The 15011-nt window shown below is 51.6% G+C and carries 15 protein-coding genes; 7 read left to right on the forward strand and 8 right to left on the reverse strand.

Going from position 1 to position 15011, the window contains the following annotated elements; translation table 11 throughout:
- The first annotated feature begins 158 nt into the window (after positions 1-158).
- Together GJJ30_RS02640 and GJJ30_RS02645 are read left to right on the forward strand one after the other, a co-directional pair.
- On the forward strand, positions 159-797 hold the full coding sequence (locus GJJ30_RS02640; protein WP_154172855.1) for a histidine kinase dimerization/phospho-acceptor domain-containing protein: 639 nt from the start codon (positions 159-161) through the stop codon (positions 795-797).
- Positions 797-1858 carry a response regulator gene (locus GJJ30_RS02645; RefSeq protein ID WP_154172857.1) on the forward strand — a complete coding sequence of 354 codons (1062 nt, stop codon included), beginning with the start codon at positions 797-799 and terminating at the stop codon, positions 1856-1858. Before GJJ30_RS02640 ends, GJJ30_RS02645 begins: the two co-directional genes overlap by 1 nt.
- 58 nt (positions 1859-1916) lie before the next feature.
- Here GJJ30_RS02645 and GJJ30_RS02650 read toward each other — a convergent pair whose 3' ends face one another.
- The 3 genes from GJJ30_RS02650 to GJJ30_RS02660 form a co-directional block, all read right to left on the reverse strand.
- Positions 1917-3479 carry an Rne/Rng family ribonuclease gene (locus GJJ30_RS02650; RefSeq protein WP_310588164.1) on the reverse strand — a complete coding sequence of 521 codons (1563 nt, stop codon included), beginning with the start codon at positions 3477-3479 and terminating at the stop codon, positions 1917-1919.
- 396 nt (positions 3480-3875) lie between these two features.
- Positions 3876-4718 (reverse strand): tetratricopeptide repeat protein, encoded by an 843-nt coding sequence (locus tag GJJ30_RS02655; protein WP_154172862.1) that lies wholly within the window; start codon positions 4716-4718, stop codon positions 3876-3878.
- Positions 4719-4799: 81 nt separating this feature from the next.
- Positions 4800-5105: an HU family DNA-binding protein gene (locus tag GJJ30_RS02660; RefSeq protein ID WP_124875949.1), complete on the reverse strand. Its 306-nt coding sequence runs from the start codon at positions 5103-5105 to the stop codon at positions 4800-4802.
- Between the two features lie 142 nt (positions 5106-5247).
- Between GJJ30_RS02660 and mutY the strand changes: the two genes are divergently transcribed.
- The 4 genes from mutY to GJJ30_RS02680 are packed head-to-tail and all read left to right on the forward strand — an operon-like array spanning position 5248 to position 9664.
- Positions 5248-6336: an A/G-specific adenine glycosylase gene (gene mutY, locus GJJ30_RS02665; protein ID WP_154172864.1), complete on the forward strand. Its 1089-nt coding sequence runs from the start codon at positions 5248-5250 to the stop codon at positions 6334-6336.
- Between the two features lie 53 nt (positions 6337-6389).
- The gene (locus tag GJJ30_RS02670; protein WP_154172866.1) at positions 6390-6935 is read left to right on the forward strand and encodes a single-stranded DNA-binding protein; all 546 of its coding nucleotides are present in this window, start codon (positions 6390-6392) and stop codon (positions 6933-6935) included.
- A 32-nt stretch (positions 6936-6967) separates the two neighbouring features.
- Entirely contained in the window at positions 6968-8299 is a 1332-nt protein-coding gene (gene gldE / locus GJJ30_RS02675; protein WP_154172868.1) for a gliding motility-associated protein GldE, read from the forward strand.
- Positions 8300-8311: 12 nt separating this feature from the next.
- A complete protein-coding gene (locus GJJ30_RS02680) occupies positions 8312-9664 on the forward strand; it encodes a PrsW family glutamic-type intramembrane protease (RefSeq protein ID WP_154172870.1) in 1353 nt (450 codons plus the stop codon).
- A 21-nt stretch (positions 9665-9685) separates the two neighbouring features.
- Here GJJ30_RS02680 and GJJ30_RS02685 read toward each other — a convergent pair whose 3' ends face one another.
- Complete coding sequence (locus GJJ30_RS02685; protein WP_154172872.1) at positions 9686-10147, reverse strand: RES family NAD+ phosphorylase; 462 nt, start codon at positions 10145-10147, stop codon at positions 9686-9688.
- Positions 10148-10173: 26 nt separating this feature from the next.
- Positions 10174-10599: an Xre family toxin-antitoxin system antitoxin gene (locus GJJ30_RS02690; RefSeq protein ID WP_154172874.1), complete on the reverse strand. Its 426-nt coding sequence runs from the start codon at positions 10597-10599 to the stop codon at positions 10174-10176.
- 209 nt (positions 10600-10808) lie between these two features.
- On the opposite strand from GJJ30_RS02690, the gene GJJ30_RS02695 reads away from it, so the two are divergent.
- Positions 10809-12368, forward strand: a complete 1560-nt coding sequence (locus GJJ30_RS02695; protein ID WP_154172875.1) for a M20/M25/M40 family metallo-hydrolase — start codon at positions 10809-10811, stop codon at positions 12366-12368.
- Positions 12369-12396: 28 nt separating this feature from the next.
- Here the strand turns inward: GJJ30_RS02695 and GJJ30_RS02700 are convergent, their stop codons facing one another.
- The 3 genes from GJJ30_RS02700 to GJJ30_RS02710 form a co-directional block, all read right to left on the reverse strand.
- Positions 12397-12720 (reverse strand): hypothetical protein, encoded by a 324-nt coding sequence (locus GJJ30_RS02700; RefSeq protein WP_154172877.1) that lies wholly within the window; start codon positions 12718-12720, stop codon positions 12397-12399.
- A 105-nt stretch (positions 12721-12825) separates the two neighbouring features.
- A complete protein-coding gene (locus tag GJJ30_RS02705) occupies positions 12826-13809 on the reverse strand; it encodes a nucleoside hydrolase (protein ID WP_170299103.1) in 984 nt (327 codons plus the stop codon).
- A 33-nt stretch (positions 13810-13842) separates the two neighbouring features.
- Positions 13843-14946, reverse strand: a complete 1104-nt coding sequence (locus GJJ30_RS02710) for an LBF_2804 family protein (protein ID WP_154172879.1) — start codon at positions 14944-14946, stop codon at positions 13843-13845.
- Positions 14947-15011 lie beyond the last annotated feature (65 nt).

Below are 15011 nucleotides of genomic sequence, written 5' to 3' on the forward strand. Positions count from 1 at the left end.
TTAACTTACAACGACCATACGCCAAAATTAACGCAGCCGTGGCAGATGGCGGGCCGGGCGACACTTTTGATGATGCCAAATAGAAAATAGTACTGACGGTGGTCAGTACTTCACCCGCCAATCCTGTTTATTTTTGTGTATGCCAAACCCTCTACGCCATGTTAACCGACGCTACTCTCGGCCGTTTGTTCACCCTGTTTACCAACGATTCCGACTCGTTTTTCGGAATTTTTGACCGGGCCACGCTGCGGCCGCTGCAGATCAATCCGGCGGGCCTGGCGCTGCTCGATCTCGATTCGCTGGCGGATTATTCGGGCAGGTATCCCAACGGTTTTATGAAAGACGGTTTTCGGCCGGACGAATTCTCGGACCGCTTCGAACCCCTCTGGCGCGACGGAAGCTGGCGGGGGCGGGTCGAATGGCGACGGCATTCGACGGGCGAGGTTTTCTGGGTCTGGACGCGAATGATGGTCGACGAAGCCGACGAACAGGGTTATCTCCTGATTCTGGCGACCTTGCTTGATCAGGAATACGCACTGAGCCACCGGAAATCGGAGTTTATTTCGGCCATTTCGCACGAGTTTCGCACGCCCCTGGCCATCATGCAAACGGCGGTGGCCCTGCTGCCCCGGCTCGATCATCCGCAGAAACAACAGCAGCAGAGTCTGGCTATTCAGGCCCAGATTCAGCATCTGACCGAGTTGCTCGATACCTTGTTGCAGCAAGCGTTACACGGCGAAAAACTGTCCGCCCACGAAGTTCACGAAACCGCCAATGGCTTAAAAAATACGAACTGATGGCCGCCCGAAAACTATTGCTGATCGAAGATGAACCCCAATTGCGGCTCAATACGGCCGATTTGCTCGAGCTTTCGGGCTACCGGGTGCAAACCGCCGGGTCGGGCAAGGAAGGCGTGCAACTGGCCCTGACCGACAAACCCGATCTGGTCCTGTGCGACGTCATGATGCCCGGCCTGGACGGCTACGGCGTGCTGCAGATTTTCAGTCATCATCCGGATCTGATGGCAATTCCGTTTATTTTCCTGACCGCCAAAGCCGAGCGTGCCGACCTCCGGAAAGGTATGGAACTCGGGGCCGACGATTACCTGACCAAACCGTTTGGCGAAGCGGAACTGATTGGCGCGATCGAAACCCGGCTGCGGCTGGCCGACCAACGGCGGTCACCGGCCAATACGGCTCATACGCTGGGCGATTTTCTGAATGACGTTCAGCACCGTGACGGCCTGGCTTCGCTGGCGGCCAACCGCGTTGGGCATCCGATCAAGCGCCGGAAGGTCATTTATGCCGAGGGCGACGATCCGACGAAGATTTATTTCGTGCAAAGTGGCAAGGTCCGCACCCAGCGCGAAAACGCCGAAGGCAAGGAACTGGTGACGGGTTTGTACGGCCCCGGCGATTTTTTCGGCTATACCGCCCTGCTCGAAAACCGGTCGTATGAAGACACCGCGCTGGCGCTGGAGGACTCGACGCTCTGTTACATTCCCAAAGACGATTTTCTGAATCTGCTGTTTTGCCACGCCGACGTGGCGCGGTCGTTCATCAAACTCCTCGCCAACACCATCGCCGATCAGGAGCGGCAGTTGCTGGGCCTGGCCTACAATTCCCTGCGGAAACGCGTCGCCAGCGGTTTGCTGAAATACGTCCGGCGGTTTCAGGCCGAATCCGGCACCGCTCTGACGGTTTCGCTCACCCGCGAAGAATTGGGCATGCTCTCCGGCACCGCCACCGAATCATTGATCCGCACGCTCGGAGACTTTCGGGACGAAGGCATCATTGATCTGCGCGACGGCAAAATCGTTGTTACGGATCCGGGCCGGCTCGAACGGCTGAAATGGTAGCTAAACGCAGAAAGCCACCTTTTCAAGTGGCTTTCTGCGTAAAAACGGGAGACTGAAATTAGGTGGCTGCCACCTCAATCTCTTCGCCCTGTTTGTTATAAAACTTGAATTCGTTGATACCGAACGAACTGTCTTTGATCAATTTGACCCAGGTTTTGTGTTTCATAAACCACTGCATCTGTTTCGAATACCAGCCTGCTGTGTAGTACGCGTAGAGGTAGGGATGCATCATAATCTGCACACCACGCTCGTTCTGGCGGGTCAAAATATATTCTAAATTCTGTTCGATCGCATCCGTAATCAGGATACTGGCCTGAATGGTTCCGGTGCCGCCACAGGTCGGGCAAACTTCTTTGGTAACAATGTTGATTTCCGGACGAACGCGCTGGCGGGTAATCTGCATCAGCCCAAACTTCGTCAACGGCAAAATCGTGAATTTCGAGCGGTCAGTTTTCATTTCTTCCCGCATCACGTCGAAAATCATTTTCTTGTTATCGGGTTTCTTCATGTCGATAAAATCGATGACGATGATTCCACCCATATCGCGCAGCCGGAGCTGGCGGGCAATTTCTTTGGCAGCTTCCTTGTTTACGCTGACCGCCGTAGCCTCCTGATCTTCCTCAGAATTGGATTTGTTACCGCTATTGACATCGATAACGTGAAGCGCTTCCGTGTGTTCGATAATCAAGTAACCGCCCCCGTTCAGGCTCACTGACCGGCCGAACAGCGACTTGATTTGTTTTTCCAGCCCGAACTGTTCGAAAACCTTCATCTTGTTGTTCGAATAGAACTTGACGATTTTCTCTTTTTCGGGGGCGATGGTGTGTATGTACGTTTTAATTTCATCGTACATCTCCCGGGAATCGACGGTAATGCTGTCGAACGACTCGTTCAGCATGTCGCGGAGGATGGACGAAGCGCGGTTCATCTCACCAATGATCCGGTCGCGGGGTTTGGCGTCGCGCAGGAGAGCGATCCCTTTTTCCCATTTTTCGAGGGAATTGGTCAAATCGCGGTCCAGTTCTTCAACGTCTTTTCCCTGAGCGACCGTCCGGACGATAACGCCAAAATTTTGCGGTTTAATCGACGACATCAGGCGCATCAGGCGCGTGCGTTCGGCTTTATCCGTAATTTTTTTGGACATATTGACCGTATTGGCAAAGGGTACCAATACCAGATACCGCCCCGCGATGGAGATATCGCAGGATAAGCGCGGGCCTTTGGTCGAGATGGGTTCTTTGACAACCTGCACCAGAATGGGTGCGTTCTTACCCAATACCTTATCAATTTTCCCGAGTTTGTCGATCTCGGGTTCCAGCTTGAAATTATTCAGCCGGCCGGTATTGGTCCGTTTGGCGATAACGTCTTTCGTGAATTTGTTAAGCGAATTAATGTTGGAGCCCAAGTCCAAATAATGCAGAAATGCATCTTTTTCGTAGCCAATGTCGACAAATGCCGCATTGAGGCCCGTCACTAATTTTTTAACTGTTCCTAAGTAAATATCGCCGACGGTAAAGCTGCTGTCCGACTCTTCAACGTGATATTCCAGCAGTCTTTTGTCTTGCAAAAGTGCTATCCGATCACCTTTCTGAGTCGAACTAATTACTAATTCGTTACTCACAAGATGAATATGCGGTTAAGAGGCCTGAAAAATATATAAAAAGGCCGGGCAATCGGTTCGTTGGCATCCAGTTAAGTTCCTGGTGCACAAGCGAATAAGTCCTCCGATTGGCCGGCCCGTATGGTAACACCCCGCCCGCAGGCGGCTTACCTATTTTTTCTTATGGCGATTCTTTCTCAGGCGCTTCTTCCGCTTGTGGGTAGCAATCTTGTGACGTTTTCTTTTCTTTCCGCAAGGCATAATGGTAAATATGTTAAATGATTAAAAATGGCTGAATGGATTTATGGTTGGAATGGTTGGATGGCTTAAATGGTCAACATGGCTGGATTAGTAAATCCTTTACCCATTACAACCCTTTTTAGCCATTTAATCCATTAAAACCATGTCCCGCTCAGGTTACAAATTCTTTTCCAGTTCTTTCACTGCTGCCTGAATCGTCGGGTCTTTTTCCCGTTCTTTCACTTTAGCCAGCAATTTTCGAGCCTCTTCTTTGCGACCCATCTCGCTCAGGCTGATGGCCAGGTAAAACTGCGCTTTGGTATTGTCCGGATGACTGGCCAGAATAGCCTGAAACCGCTCTACGGCCCGGTTATACTGCCCGGAACGCATCGACAACAGGCCCATATTGAACAGCCCAAGTTCGTTCGTCGGATCTTCTTTCAGCACATCCCGCAGCAGCATGATTCCTTTCATCGGCGTGTCCGTCGTTACGTACGTCATCGCCATATTGGCTTTAGCCGCCAACAGATTGGGGTTGCTGTCGAGTGCTTTCTGGTAAAAATCCCGGGTCTTTTTACCGAAGTCTGCCAGTTTCTGATTATCAACGGCAAACCCGTACGCTTCGTAATACAAGTCGCCGGTTCTGAGCACGTTCGCTTCGGTTGGAGCGAGTGTCGCCAGTTGTTCGGAAATCCGGGCTGCGCTGTCGAACCGACTCACTTTCCGGTATGCCTGAATCAACTCCTGACCGACAACCGGTTTTTGCTTGTCATCTACCGACTCAAAACGGCTGCTTAATCGGTTCAGTTCCTTCTGCTGTTCGGGCGAAAGGCTGGCTGTATGCAAATCCGAACGGTCGGTGCGTAGCACCGCCGAATCGCGAACGGCCGTAGCCGGATCGGTGGTCCGTTCGTTGGTCAGTTTCCGGTCCTCGTTACGAACAACTACATTCGGCAGACTGTACAGGCCCACCGTCAACAGTACGCCCACACCGATGACGAGAAATATAGATTTGTTCATGTTAGCAGACATGAGAAATTAGACAAGAGATACGAGATTATTCTCTTGTCTAACATCTCACCTCTTTTGTCTTCCTAATGATTAAGCCGAAACGTTTTCGTTCCGTTTAACCTGGGTTTTAACCTGCTCAACAAACACTTTAGCCGGCTTGAAGCTCGGGATGAAATGTTCGTCAATAACCATCGCCGTGTTCTTGGAGATGTTCCGGGCCACTTTACGGGCTCTCTTTTTGTTGATAAAACTACCGAACCCTCTCACGTAGATGTTCTCATTCTTCGCCAGATTATTCTTGATCACGGTAAAGAACGTCTCAATGGTGTGTTGAACATCTGCCTTGTCGATTCCTGTCTTCTCGGCAATTTCTGCGATTACGTCTGCTTTCGTCACGTTCGTACTAAACTTTAAGGTTCAATCAGTTGTTGAAAAAAAAGCCTCTCCAAATTGGGAGCACAAAGGTAGATTTTTCCTGTTAGAGAAAAAACACTATTCTTTGTTTTTTCTTCTCAACGACACCAAGTTACGAATTGTTTTGGATTGGTTTTCAGACTTAGACGACTCAAAGACCGGTTTTGCCACCACCTTGACGGGGTGGTATGAACACCACAAGCGGGACTTGCCCTGGCGGCACACCCGCGACCCGTATTCCATCTGGTTATCAGAGGTTATTCTCCAGCAAACGCGGGTAGCGCAGGGCCGTCCGTACTACGAACGCTTCCTGGCGGCTTATCCCACGGTCCAGTCCATGGCCGGGGCCGACGAGCGCGATTTGCTGCGGCTCTGGCAGGGCCTCGGGTATTATTCAAGGGCCCGGAATATGCACAAAACCGCTCAGTACGTGGCCGAAAAACTCGAAGGGCGGTTTCCCGAAACGTATGCCGGTTTGCTTAAGTTACCCGGTATTGGCCCCTACACGGCGGCTGCCATTGCCTCGTTTGCGTTCAATGAAAAAGCAGCCGTTGTAGACGGAAACGTATACCGCGTTCTGGCCCGGGTTTTCGGCATTGACGTGGACATTACGACCAATAATGCCAAAAAAATCTTTTCGGAACGGGCCAACCAACTCATTCAGGCGTCTGATAATCCGGCTACCTACAACCAGGCTATCATGGAATTCGGCGCCATTCAGTGCACCCCGGTTTCACCCGACTGCCTGATCTGTCCGTTGCAGCAGCGCTGCCGGGCCTACCTGACCGGTCGGCAGCGGATGTTACCGGTTAAAAGCAAGAAAACCGCCGTCCGCGAACGTTTTTTTAACTACATTGTGATCCGTCAGGGCGACCGTATCGCGTTGAAAGAGCGCACCGCGAAAGACATCTGGCAGCATCTCTATGATTTTTGCCTGATTGAAACCGAAGAACCGATGGAAGCATTCCGGGAATTACCGGAAGGAAAGGTTCTGAACTGGGTTCTGCAGGAGGGAATTTTGAAGGGTTTATCCGACGAACGAACCCACGTTTTATCCCACCAGAAAATCCGGGCGCGGTTCTGGCTGATCGAGGTTCCGGAGGGTCGGGAAGTACAGTTGCCGGAAGGTTTAATTTTTTGTAAACCATCTGATACAGAACGGTTACCAAAGCCAATTTTAATTGCTGACTATTTGAAAAGTCTTCAATTTTGACTACTTTTACTTATAGTAATTCAGTCTCCATTCATCATTTTATTTACGGTTTTATGGCAAGTATGAACAAAGTGATTCTGATTGGCAATGTGGGCAATGATCCCGAAGTACGCTACCTCGATGGCGGGTCGGTTGTTGCCAAATTCAGCGTTGCCACCAACGAACGCTACACCACCCGCACCGGAGAGCAAGTCGACCAAACTGAATGGTTTCGGGTCGAAGTTTGGAATGACCAGGCAAAAACCATTGAAAAATACGTCAAAAAAGGAAATCAGATTTATGTTGAAGGCCGTCTGAGAACCGAATCGTATACCGACCGCGAAGGCAAAGAACGGTTCTCGCTGACGGTTCGGGCAACTACGTTCCAATTCCTCGGTGGCCGTCAGGACGGTGGCAGCGACAGCGGAGAATCCTACGCCGAATCCGCTCCGCGGGCCGACGTATCGGCGCCCCGGCAGCAGGCAGCTCCCGCCCCTGCGCGCCCCGCAGCGCCCCAACCGGCACCCGCTCCGGCCCGGCAGGCAGCTCCGGCAGCCCGGAAACCGGAACCGGTACCCGATGATCTGAATAACGCAGGTGACGACGATTTACCGTTCTAGACCCGCGCTTTTGTTCACCAATAAGCAACTACATGGATAGTGATCCGCCGGTGCTCCAGGTCGATACCTGGAGCACTTATCTTAGTTTTTATGGCCCTTATGCGGGCATTCTGATTGTGTTACTGGCACTGGCTGCTATTGTTTCCGCTTCGGAAGCCGCTTTTTTCTCCCTTTCCTCCGACGATCGTGCGTTTTGCCGCAACAGCGACAGCGCAGCCGAACGACGGATCATGAATCTGCTCGACCGGCCCAAGCGGTTGCTGGCTTCCCTCCTGATTTTCAATAATTTATTAAATCTCGCCATTGTTGTCATCGTTACGTACCTGGTCTGGAAACTGACCCAGTTCGACCCTACTTCCGGCTGGGTCCTGGCCAGTTTAACGGTCGTATTGACGCTGACGATTGTGTTGTTCGGGGAAATTATCCCGAAAGTATATGCCAGCCAGAACAGTCTGTCAGTGGCTCGGCGAACCGCCCCGCTCGTGGCGCTGGCGTCGATGCTGTTCCGGCCGCTATCGGTTTTGCTGGTGAGCCTGACGAATGTGATCGATCAGCGCATCCGCCGTCGGGGTTACAAGGTTTCGATGGAAGAACTGAATCATGCCGTTGAGCTAACCAGCAGTGAATCAACCCAGGAAGAGCGCGAACTGATCAAAGGCATTGTCAATTTCAGCAATCTGACGGCTAAACAGGCCATGCGGTCGCGGGTCGATATCACGGCTTTCAGCGAAACGCTGACATTTACGGATTTGATGGCGCAGATTAGTCAGTCCGGTTATTCGCGGGTGCCCGTCTACAAAGCCTCGCTGGATGAAATTGAAGGAATTCTGTATCTCAAAGATTTACTACCCCACCTCGACAGCGACGATTCGTTTCAATGGCAGACGCTGATCCGACCGGTTTTTTTCATTCCGGAAACCAAAAAAATTGATGATCTTTTGCAGGATTTTCAGAAACGGCGGGTCCACATGGCCATTGTTGTGGACGAATACGGCGGCACACGCGGACTGATTACGCTGGAAGACATCATTGAGGAGATTTTTGGGGACATCAACGACGAATTCGACGAAGAAGAACCCATTCCGTTTCAGCGGATCGATGAGCGGACGGTATTGATAGAAGGAAAAATTCTGCTGACGGACGTTTGCCGCGTATTGAACGTCGATATTTCGTATTTTGACGAAGTCAAAGGCGAAAGTGAGTCACTGGGCGGTTTGTTGCTGGAATTGTTCACCCGCGTACCCCAAACCGGCGATGAGGTGAGCTACTCCGGATTTACGTTCAAGGTTCTTTCGGCCGATGATAAGCGCATTCAGAACGTCGAAATCACCCAAAAAGAGATAACTCAGTCAGCAAGCTCGTAGCTCAGTCGTGCTATGCATACCCATTCTCTACCGCCCGATCTATTCATTTTTCAGTGTTATGCCGGTCCGGATGCCGGAAAAACCATTGCCTTATCGCCCCAGTTGCGTTTGCTGTTGGGCAGTGGCAACCAGAGCAGCTACCGACTCGATGATCCGTACGTAGCTGATCAGCACCTGAATCTGTTTTTTGACGGAAACCAGGTTCAGTTCCACACGGTTGACAATCAATACATTCGACTCAATGGCGCGCCCGGAATGGCCGGAGCGGTTACGCTTGGAGTTGACAGTCTCCAGATCGGAACGTCCCTCTGGCGATTGACGAAATCGCACCCATCTGCCACTTCCGAAAACCAGTTTGCTGAACCCTACCAGCGGTTTTCCAATTTTGCCGGGATCGATCAGCTCGACAAGGATTTTAGCCTGAAAGCCATCTTTGCCCGCATCGGCGAGAAACGAACGGACGACGACATCGAAAAAGCGTTTACCGTTGGCACGCGCGAAACCACTCCACCCCTTTCGAGCATCGCTGCCACCTGGCCCCAGCCCTGGCTTTTTGGCCGGATGGCCACGGCTTCCTTGCTGATTTTCTGGGGTTTATACATCGGTGCCGCCCAATTCAGTAACATCATCGTCATTCCCGGTTTATTGTTCATCGGTGCATTTGCGGTCCCGTTTGCCTGCCTGATTTTCTTCTGGGAAATGAACGCGCCCCAGAATGTCTCGCTGTACCAAACCGTCAAACTGCTGTTTACGGGCGGTATTTTATCCATTCTGATTTCCCTGCTCTTTTTCAGCAACGTCGGTTTTCTGTCCAGTTGGTTGGGGGCTTCGAGCGCTGGTATTGTGGAAGAATCCGGAAAGCTGCTGACGGTTCTGGCACTGATGCGGAACAAGCAGAAATTCCCCTGGATTTTGAACGGTTTACTATTTGGCGCAGCCGTCGGAACAGGCTTTGCCGCCTTTGAATCAGCGGGTTACGCCTTTGTCGCCTTACTGGAGTATGGTTCAGTCGACGTGGCGCTTGGTAACATCGTGGTGCGGGGCATTATGGCTCCGTTTGGTCACATTATCTGGACGGCCATCACGGCGGCTGCGGTCTGGCGACTGAAAGGATTCGGCAAATTTCGGTGGGAATTGTTGCAGGAAAAATCGTTTATCCGGCTCTTTCTGCTCGTGGTGGTGATGCACATGCTCTGGAATGCGGGTTTCGATCTGCCGCTGCTGCCGTCCATTTTCGGTATTCAATTCAAACACATCCTGCTGGGCGTGCTCGGCTGGGTCATTGTGCTCAGTTTGATTCAGGAAGGTTTGAAACAGATCAAAAAAGCGCAGCAAGAGGGAACCGGCAGCCCGGTTAGTTACTGATCTCACAAAAGAGTTATGTGTTTACCGCGCTTCATACAGCCGGGAATCGATCAGAAAAGGCTCGTTTTCAATGATTTTGATTTCATCCCGAAAGCCCGGAAAAAGTGTGTGTATTAAATAATTGGTTGAGCGCGTGATAATGGCCGATGGCACTGAAACCGCTACCGTAGTTGGCTCTATCAACCAATCCAGCAAGTGGTTTTGCAGCCGATCATATTGCTCATCCGACTGCCAGTCTGCCGGTAAATCCTGTAAAAGGGTGGTTTGTATGCTCCCGGAAATTTCCAGGACCAATAAATGAAACCGGGGTATCTTCTTCGGATTAAAATGAACCAGTACTTCTACCAACGCGAGTTCCGGAGTAGCCGCCGTGTATAGAATCGGATACCCCTTCGGATTCCAGCGCCCACCCGCTTTACGTGCCCCTTCGCCCGATAAAGGATCGGCAATGTATTCACTTTTGTACAGACGGTAAACTAACATAGAAGAGTGTGGAGCAATCTGTCACATCAGGAGAAAACACCGTGCTCAATGCGCGTTAACACGTCATCGGCCAATGTAAAACCGCTAATCGTATGCAGAAGCTCCAGCGGAGCTTTGTGTTTCAATTCGCGAAGGGGATGCCTTAGCCAATCGGCCAAATCATCAGCCTGACTATCAAACACTTTTAAGCCATGAGCCGCCAGGTTTTCCAGTAGCAAAAGCCGCTCGGAAGTTTGCGTATCCAAACGTCCCTCCTGCCGAAACCGGTGTAAAGTTCGTTCGGCTATCTGCAAAATCACTGCCATTTCCTTTAGCGACAACCCCAGCAAACGCGCAGCCTGGTCAACCCGGCTCGCGGCAACTCCTTTCTCGGCCTGGTCAATAATGGCAAAACCGGATATGGGATAAAGGGGATAAGCGGACTGACCGGATAACTGAGTTGATGTAGCCATAAGAAAAAACAAGTAGATACAAAGATAACTGTCTTTTTACAATTGATCAACTGCAAAAAGGCAGTCATACTTTTTAATGATAAAGAATAGTTAATTTCCACACTTAATTATTCATAGATCGAATTGTAATTAGCAAACAATCAATCGATTAGAATGGACATTCGTGGCTCAAATGAGTACTTTAGTAACACAACCTAAACGTTTCTTTTATGAAAAGGCAATTGTTGCTTTTATGTGTACTGACCGGTTTTTCGCTGGTGGCATTCGGACAGAATGACAAACCGGATTTAGCCGTGGTCAAGAAAATCCGGGAAGAGGGGCTGACGCGCTCCAAAGTGATGGAAACCGCCTTTTACCTGACGGACGTCAACGGCCCGCGCCTGCAGGGACCCGGTTTTATGAAAGCCGCCAACTGGTCGAAAAACAAGCTGGCCGAGTGGGGCTTGCAAAACGCGAAACTCGAACCCTGGGGTGAATGGGGCAAAGGCTGGGCCCTCGAACGCAGCTATCTGGCCATGACGGCTCCGTATTACAAAACCATTATTGCTGTGCCGCGCGCCTGGAGTGGCGGAACCAACAACCTGCAACAGGCTGATATTCTGTACATCGACGAGTCGGACACGACGGCGCTGGAATCGTACCGCGACAAACTCAAAAACAAAGTCATTCTGCTTCATCAACCCTTTGCCATCAGCCCTTCTTTTAATCCCGACGCCAGGCGGTTTACCGAAGAAGACCTCGTAAAAATGTCGAAAGATGAATCGGCCGCCCGTGGCGATTCGTCGTACCGCAGCCTGATTGCGTCCATGCGGACCCGGAATGCGTTCAACCAGAAAATGCGCAAACTGGCCAAACAGGGCGGTGCGCTGGCGATTCTGAACACCTCGCAACTGAGCAAAGACGGCACGCTGTTCGTCAGCGGTGATTTTGCCAATGCCGCCAGTGGGGTGGCGCACGACGAACTGGCCGACCTCACCATTTCGGTGGAAGACTATCTGACGCTGAGCCGGATGGCCAAAGCCGGGATTCCGGTGAAGCTGGAACTGGATGTGAAAACCAAATTTTTCACGAACGATACGAAAGGCTACAATGTCATTGCCGAAATACCGGGGTCGGACCCCAAGCTGAAAGATGAAGTAGTGATGCTCGGCGCCCACCTCGACTCGTGGCATTCGGCCACGGGCGCGACGGACAATGCGGCCGGTTGTTCGGTCATGATGGAAGCCGTTCGGATCATCAAAACGCTGGGATTGAAACCCCGCCGGACGATTCGGATCGCGCTCTGGAGCGGAGAAGAGCAGGGTTTACACGGTTCCAAAAATTACGTAACGAAGCATTTCGTTGATCCGGCCAACCCCAGCAAACTCACGAAAGAAGGAGAACAACTGGCAGCTTATTTCAACGTCGATAACGGAACCGGTAAAATCCGGGGTATTTACCTGCAGAATAACACGGCGGCCGGACCGATTTTTGCGCAATGGCTGGAGCCTTTCCACGATTTAGGGGCGGCAACCATCGCTCCCAAAAGCAGTGGAGGAACCGATCACGTGTCGTTTGATCGGGCGGGTCTGGCCGGTTTTGGCTTTATTCAGGACGGCATCGAGTACAGCACGCGCACGCACCACACGAATATGGACACCTACGATCACCTGATTGCCGACGATCTGAAGCAGGCATCCACCATTGTAGCCTCGTTTGTGTACAACGCAGCCATGCGCGACCAGAAAATACCGCTGAAAAAAACTACTGTGGGCGACGCGGGTCGCTGATAAATGCTAATCGGGTTGTAAACAATCGTTACAACCCGATTACAATACTTTCAACGAGTAAAATCAGAAAGGCAACGGCCGAAATAATCAGACCCCATTCTTTGATGCGGGTCAGCAATTTCCGGCTTTCGACCTGGCTTTGAAACAAGCCGATAATGTGTTCAGCAATGTCGGCAGTGGCAAATAAGCTCGCAATTTGCAGTAAATGCCAGGCGTAATCAAACCCGTCGACCGACTGTTGCCAGACAATGGGTTGAACGAAGAAATAGATCATCAAGATCCATTCCTTGATTCCAAAACGGGTAATCCGAAGCTGAATCCGGCCGGCGAGGTTGGTGAAAATCTGTCTCATTCGGGTTGCTTAGTACGATGGGTACTTCAAATTTAGCAAACATCGTGCAATTTTTTGCAGACCCGGATCACAAAAAAATCCAACTAGCTTTTTTCGCCCTCCTCGTTATTTTTTCGTAGGCTGGTGCATCATCAGGGTTTCAATTTCTTCGGTTACCTGCGCAACCGGCATTTTTTCCGTCAGGTAATAGTGGGTTCCGTTGGGGTCGTCCTGCCAGGAATTGTTGCCGCCGTTGATAACAAACCGACCGCGTTTCAGGCCGTAATACGGTTCTACGCCCCGAATCGCGACCAAAACCGCCGTCTGATCCCAGCTCATCCGGCCGTCGTTATCCTGCTTCGCTTTGGGCATACAGAGGGCAAAAACGTCTTTCACCGGGCTTTTCAACGCTTGATTAGCCACCAGCCGCGGACCGGTTTTGATTTGTTTTCCGATTTCAAAACCGCTGAAAATAACCGGCGTCGGCCAGTTGGCGAACGCCTTTTCGGAAGCCACCGAGTCTTTGTAGACGTTGAATTCCCGCCCTTTCGGAAAAGCACCCGCCATTGACACTAGCTCTTTCACCTTCTGTTTCACCAGCGCTTTTCCGTCCAGTTTCGAATACTGATCCGGTTTGGAATCCAGCAGATTGGCCATATTGCTGAGGAAACCTACGGTTACGATGGTAACGCTGCCGTTGGGTTGTTTGGCCAGAATCCGGCGGTACGTCGTCACGGCATCGGGCGCGTCGTTGCTCGACTGAATTTTGTGCGGATAGGTAGCAACGAGCATTTCGGGCCATTTTTGCCAGGCCGGATCCACCACGCCTGGCCCTTTGGTAACGCCAGTTGGCAGGTTCGGACGGCCAAAGTAGGTGTTCAGCACGTCGATCGTCGGTACCACCAGCTCGTGTTTATTGGAAGCAATCACCGCCAGCGGCCGGGCTTCGCCTTTATCGGCCAGTGCGTGTAAAACCGCCATTGCGCCTACGTCGTCGTAATCGGGTCCGATGTCGGTATCTAAAATAATGGAAACCGTTTTTTTAGGGCGTTGCTGGGCAGTGGAAACGAAGGCTGCAGCCACCAGCATCAGGGTCAGGAAGGCTTTCATCGAAAAGGGTTATTTGCGAACGAATTTCCGAAATTACACCCACAACCCGTCCCCTTTCACAAAATTTCTGCACATCGCTTTCACGTCGGCTTCCGAAACCGTCAGGACGTGCGCATTCTGCAATTCCAGGAGTCGTTTACGCTCCAGCGACGACAGGTGACCGTCGATGAGAATACTGAAAATAAAAAACCGCTCCAATCCGTGCCGAACGGTGTTCGGGCAGTTGGCCAGTTGTTGCAGCAATAAGTTGTTTCCGGCCGGAGCTGCTCCCACCGGCTCGGATGAAAACCGGTTGCTAATGGCCTCAACCAGTATGAGATGGGGATAATTATCGGGTTTCGGTGAAACCGCAGCCTGTTGTAGCACGCCGGGAAGCAATTGCCGGAAGGTCGGTTCGCGCCCAAATTCTTCGGCCAGTTCATTGATAAATTGCCGGATAGTCAGCGGAGCCATCACCCGGATTTGGGCATGCTTCAGGATGCGAAAAGTCGCCCAGCAAATCCAGCCCACAGTCACCAGCGAACTAATCAGAACGGCCGTAACCGGGGAGACAGCCTCTCCGCCCCAAAACCGTATCGCCAATTGAAGCATGCCGTTACTGACCAGAATCAACAGCAAAACCGTCAGTAAAAAACCGGACAACGTCCAGGGCAGCAAAGGCCGGGGAGTCAACCGCAGCCGGAACGAACCGCGCTGATTCGCATTTTCGGCCAGCTGGTTCATGTGCCGGGCGTAAGCCGAATCGTGAAACCGGGGAAACTGACACGTCATTTCAATCAGCCGAACCGCACCGGTGTGGAGCAGAATCAAGGCATGAAGCAGCAGGTAAAGGACCAAAACCGCAAACAGAATGCTGATCAGTGGCCAGTCGCCAAAAGCGGTATGCGTCTCGGCAAACCATTTCGCCCAGAGCACGTGCGGCAGGTAAAACACCCAGATAGCAACCATACTCAGCACCGAAGCCACCAGCATCGTTGCGCCTTTGATCCGGAAAATAGCCTGCCGTTCCGTTTCGTTCAAAACGAACGGCTCATCGGACGGGTGATCGGTGTGCATGGCACGGGCCAGATAGCGAAGTGTAGTCCGGCCTGTGGTGGTCTGGTCGAAATCACCAGTAGAATCGGTTGAGTCGGACATGAAAATAACAGCTTGCTTCTACTATAACTACATTTGGGGGCAAGCTGTTTTAGGTATCCGCGGCC

This window comes from Larkinella terrae (genome assembly GCF_009668025.1).
Taxonomy (GTDB): Bacteria; Bacteroidota; Bacteroidia; order Cytophagales; family Spirosomataceae; genus Larkinella; species Larkinella terrae.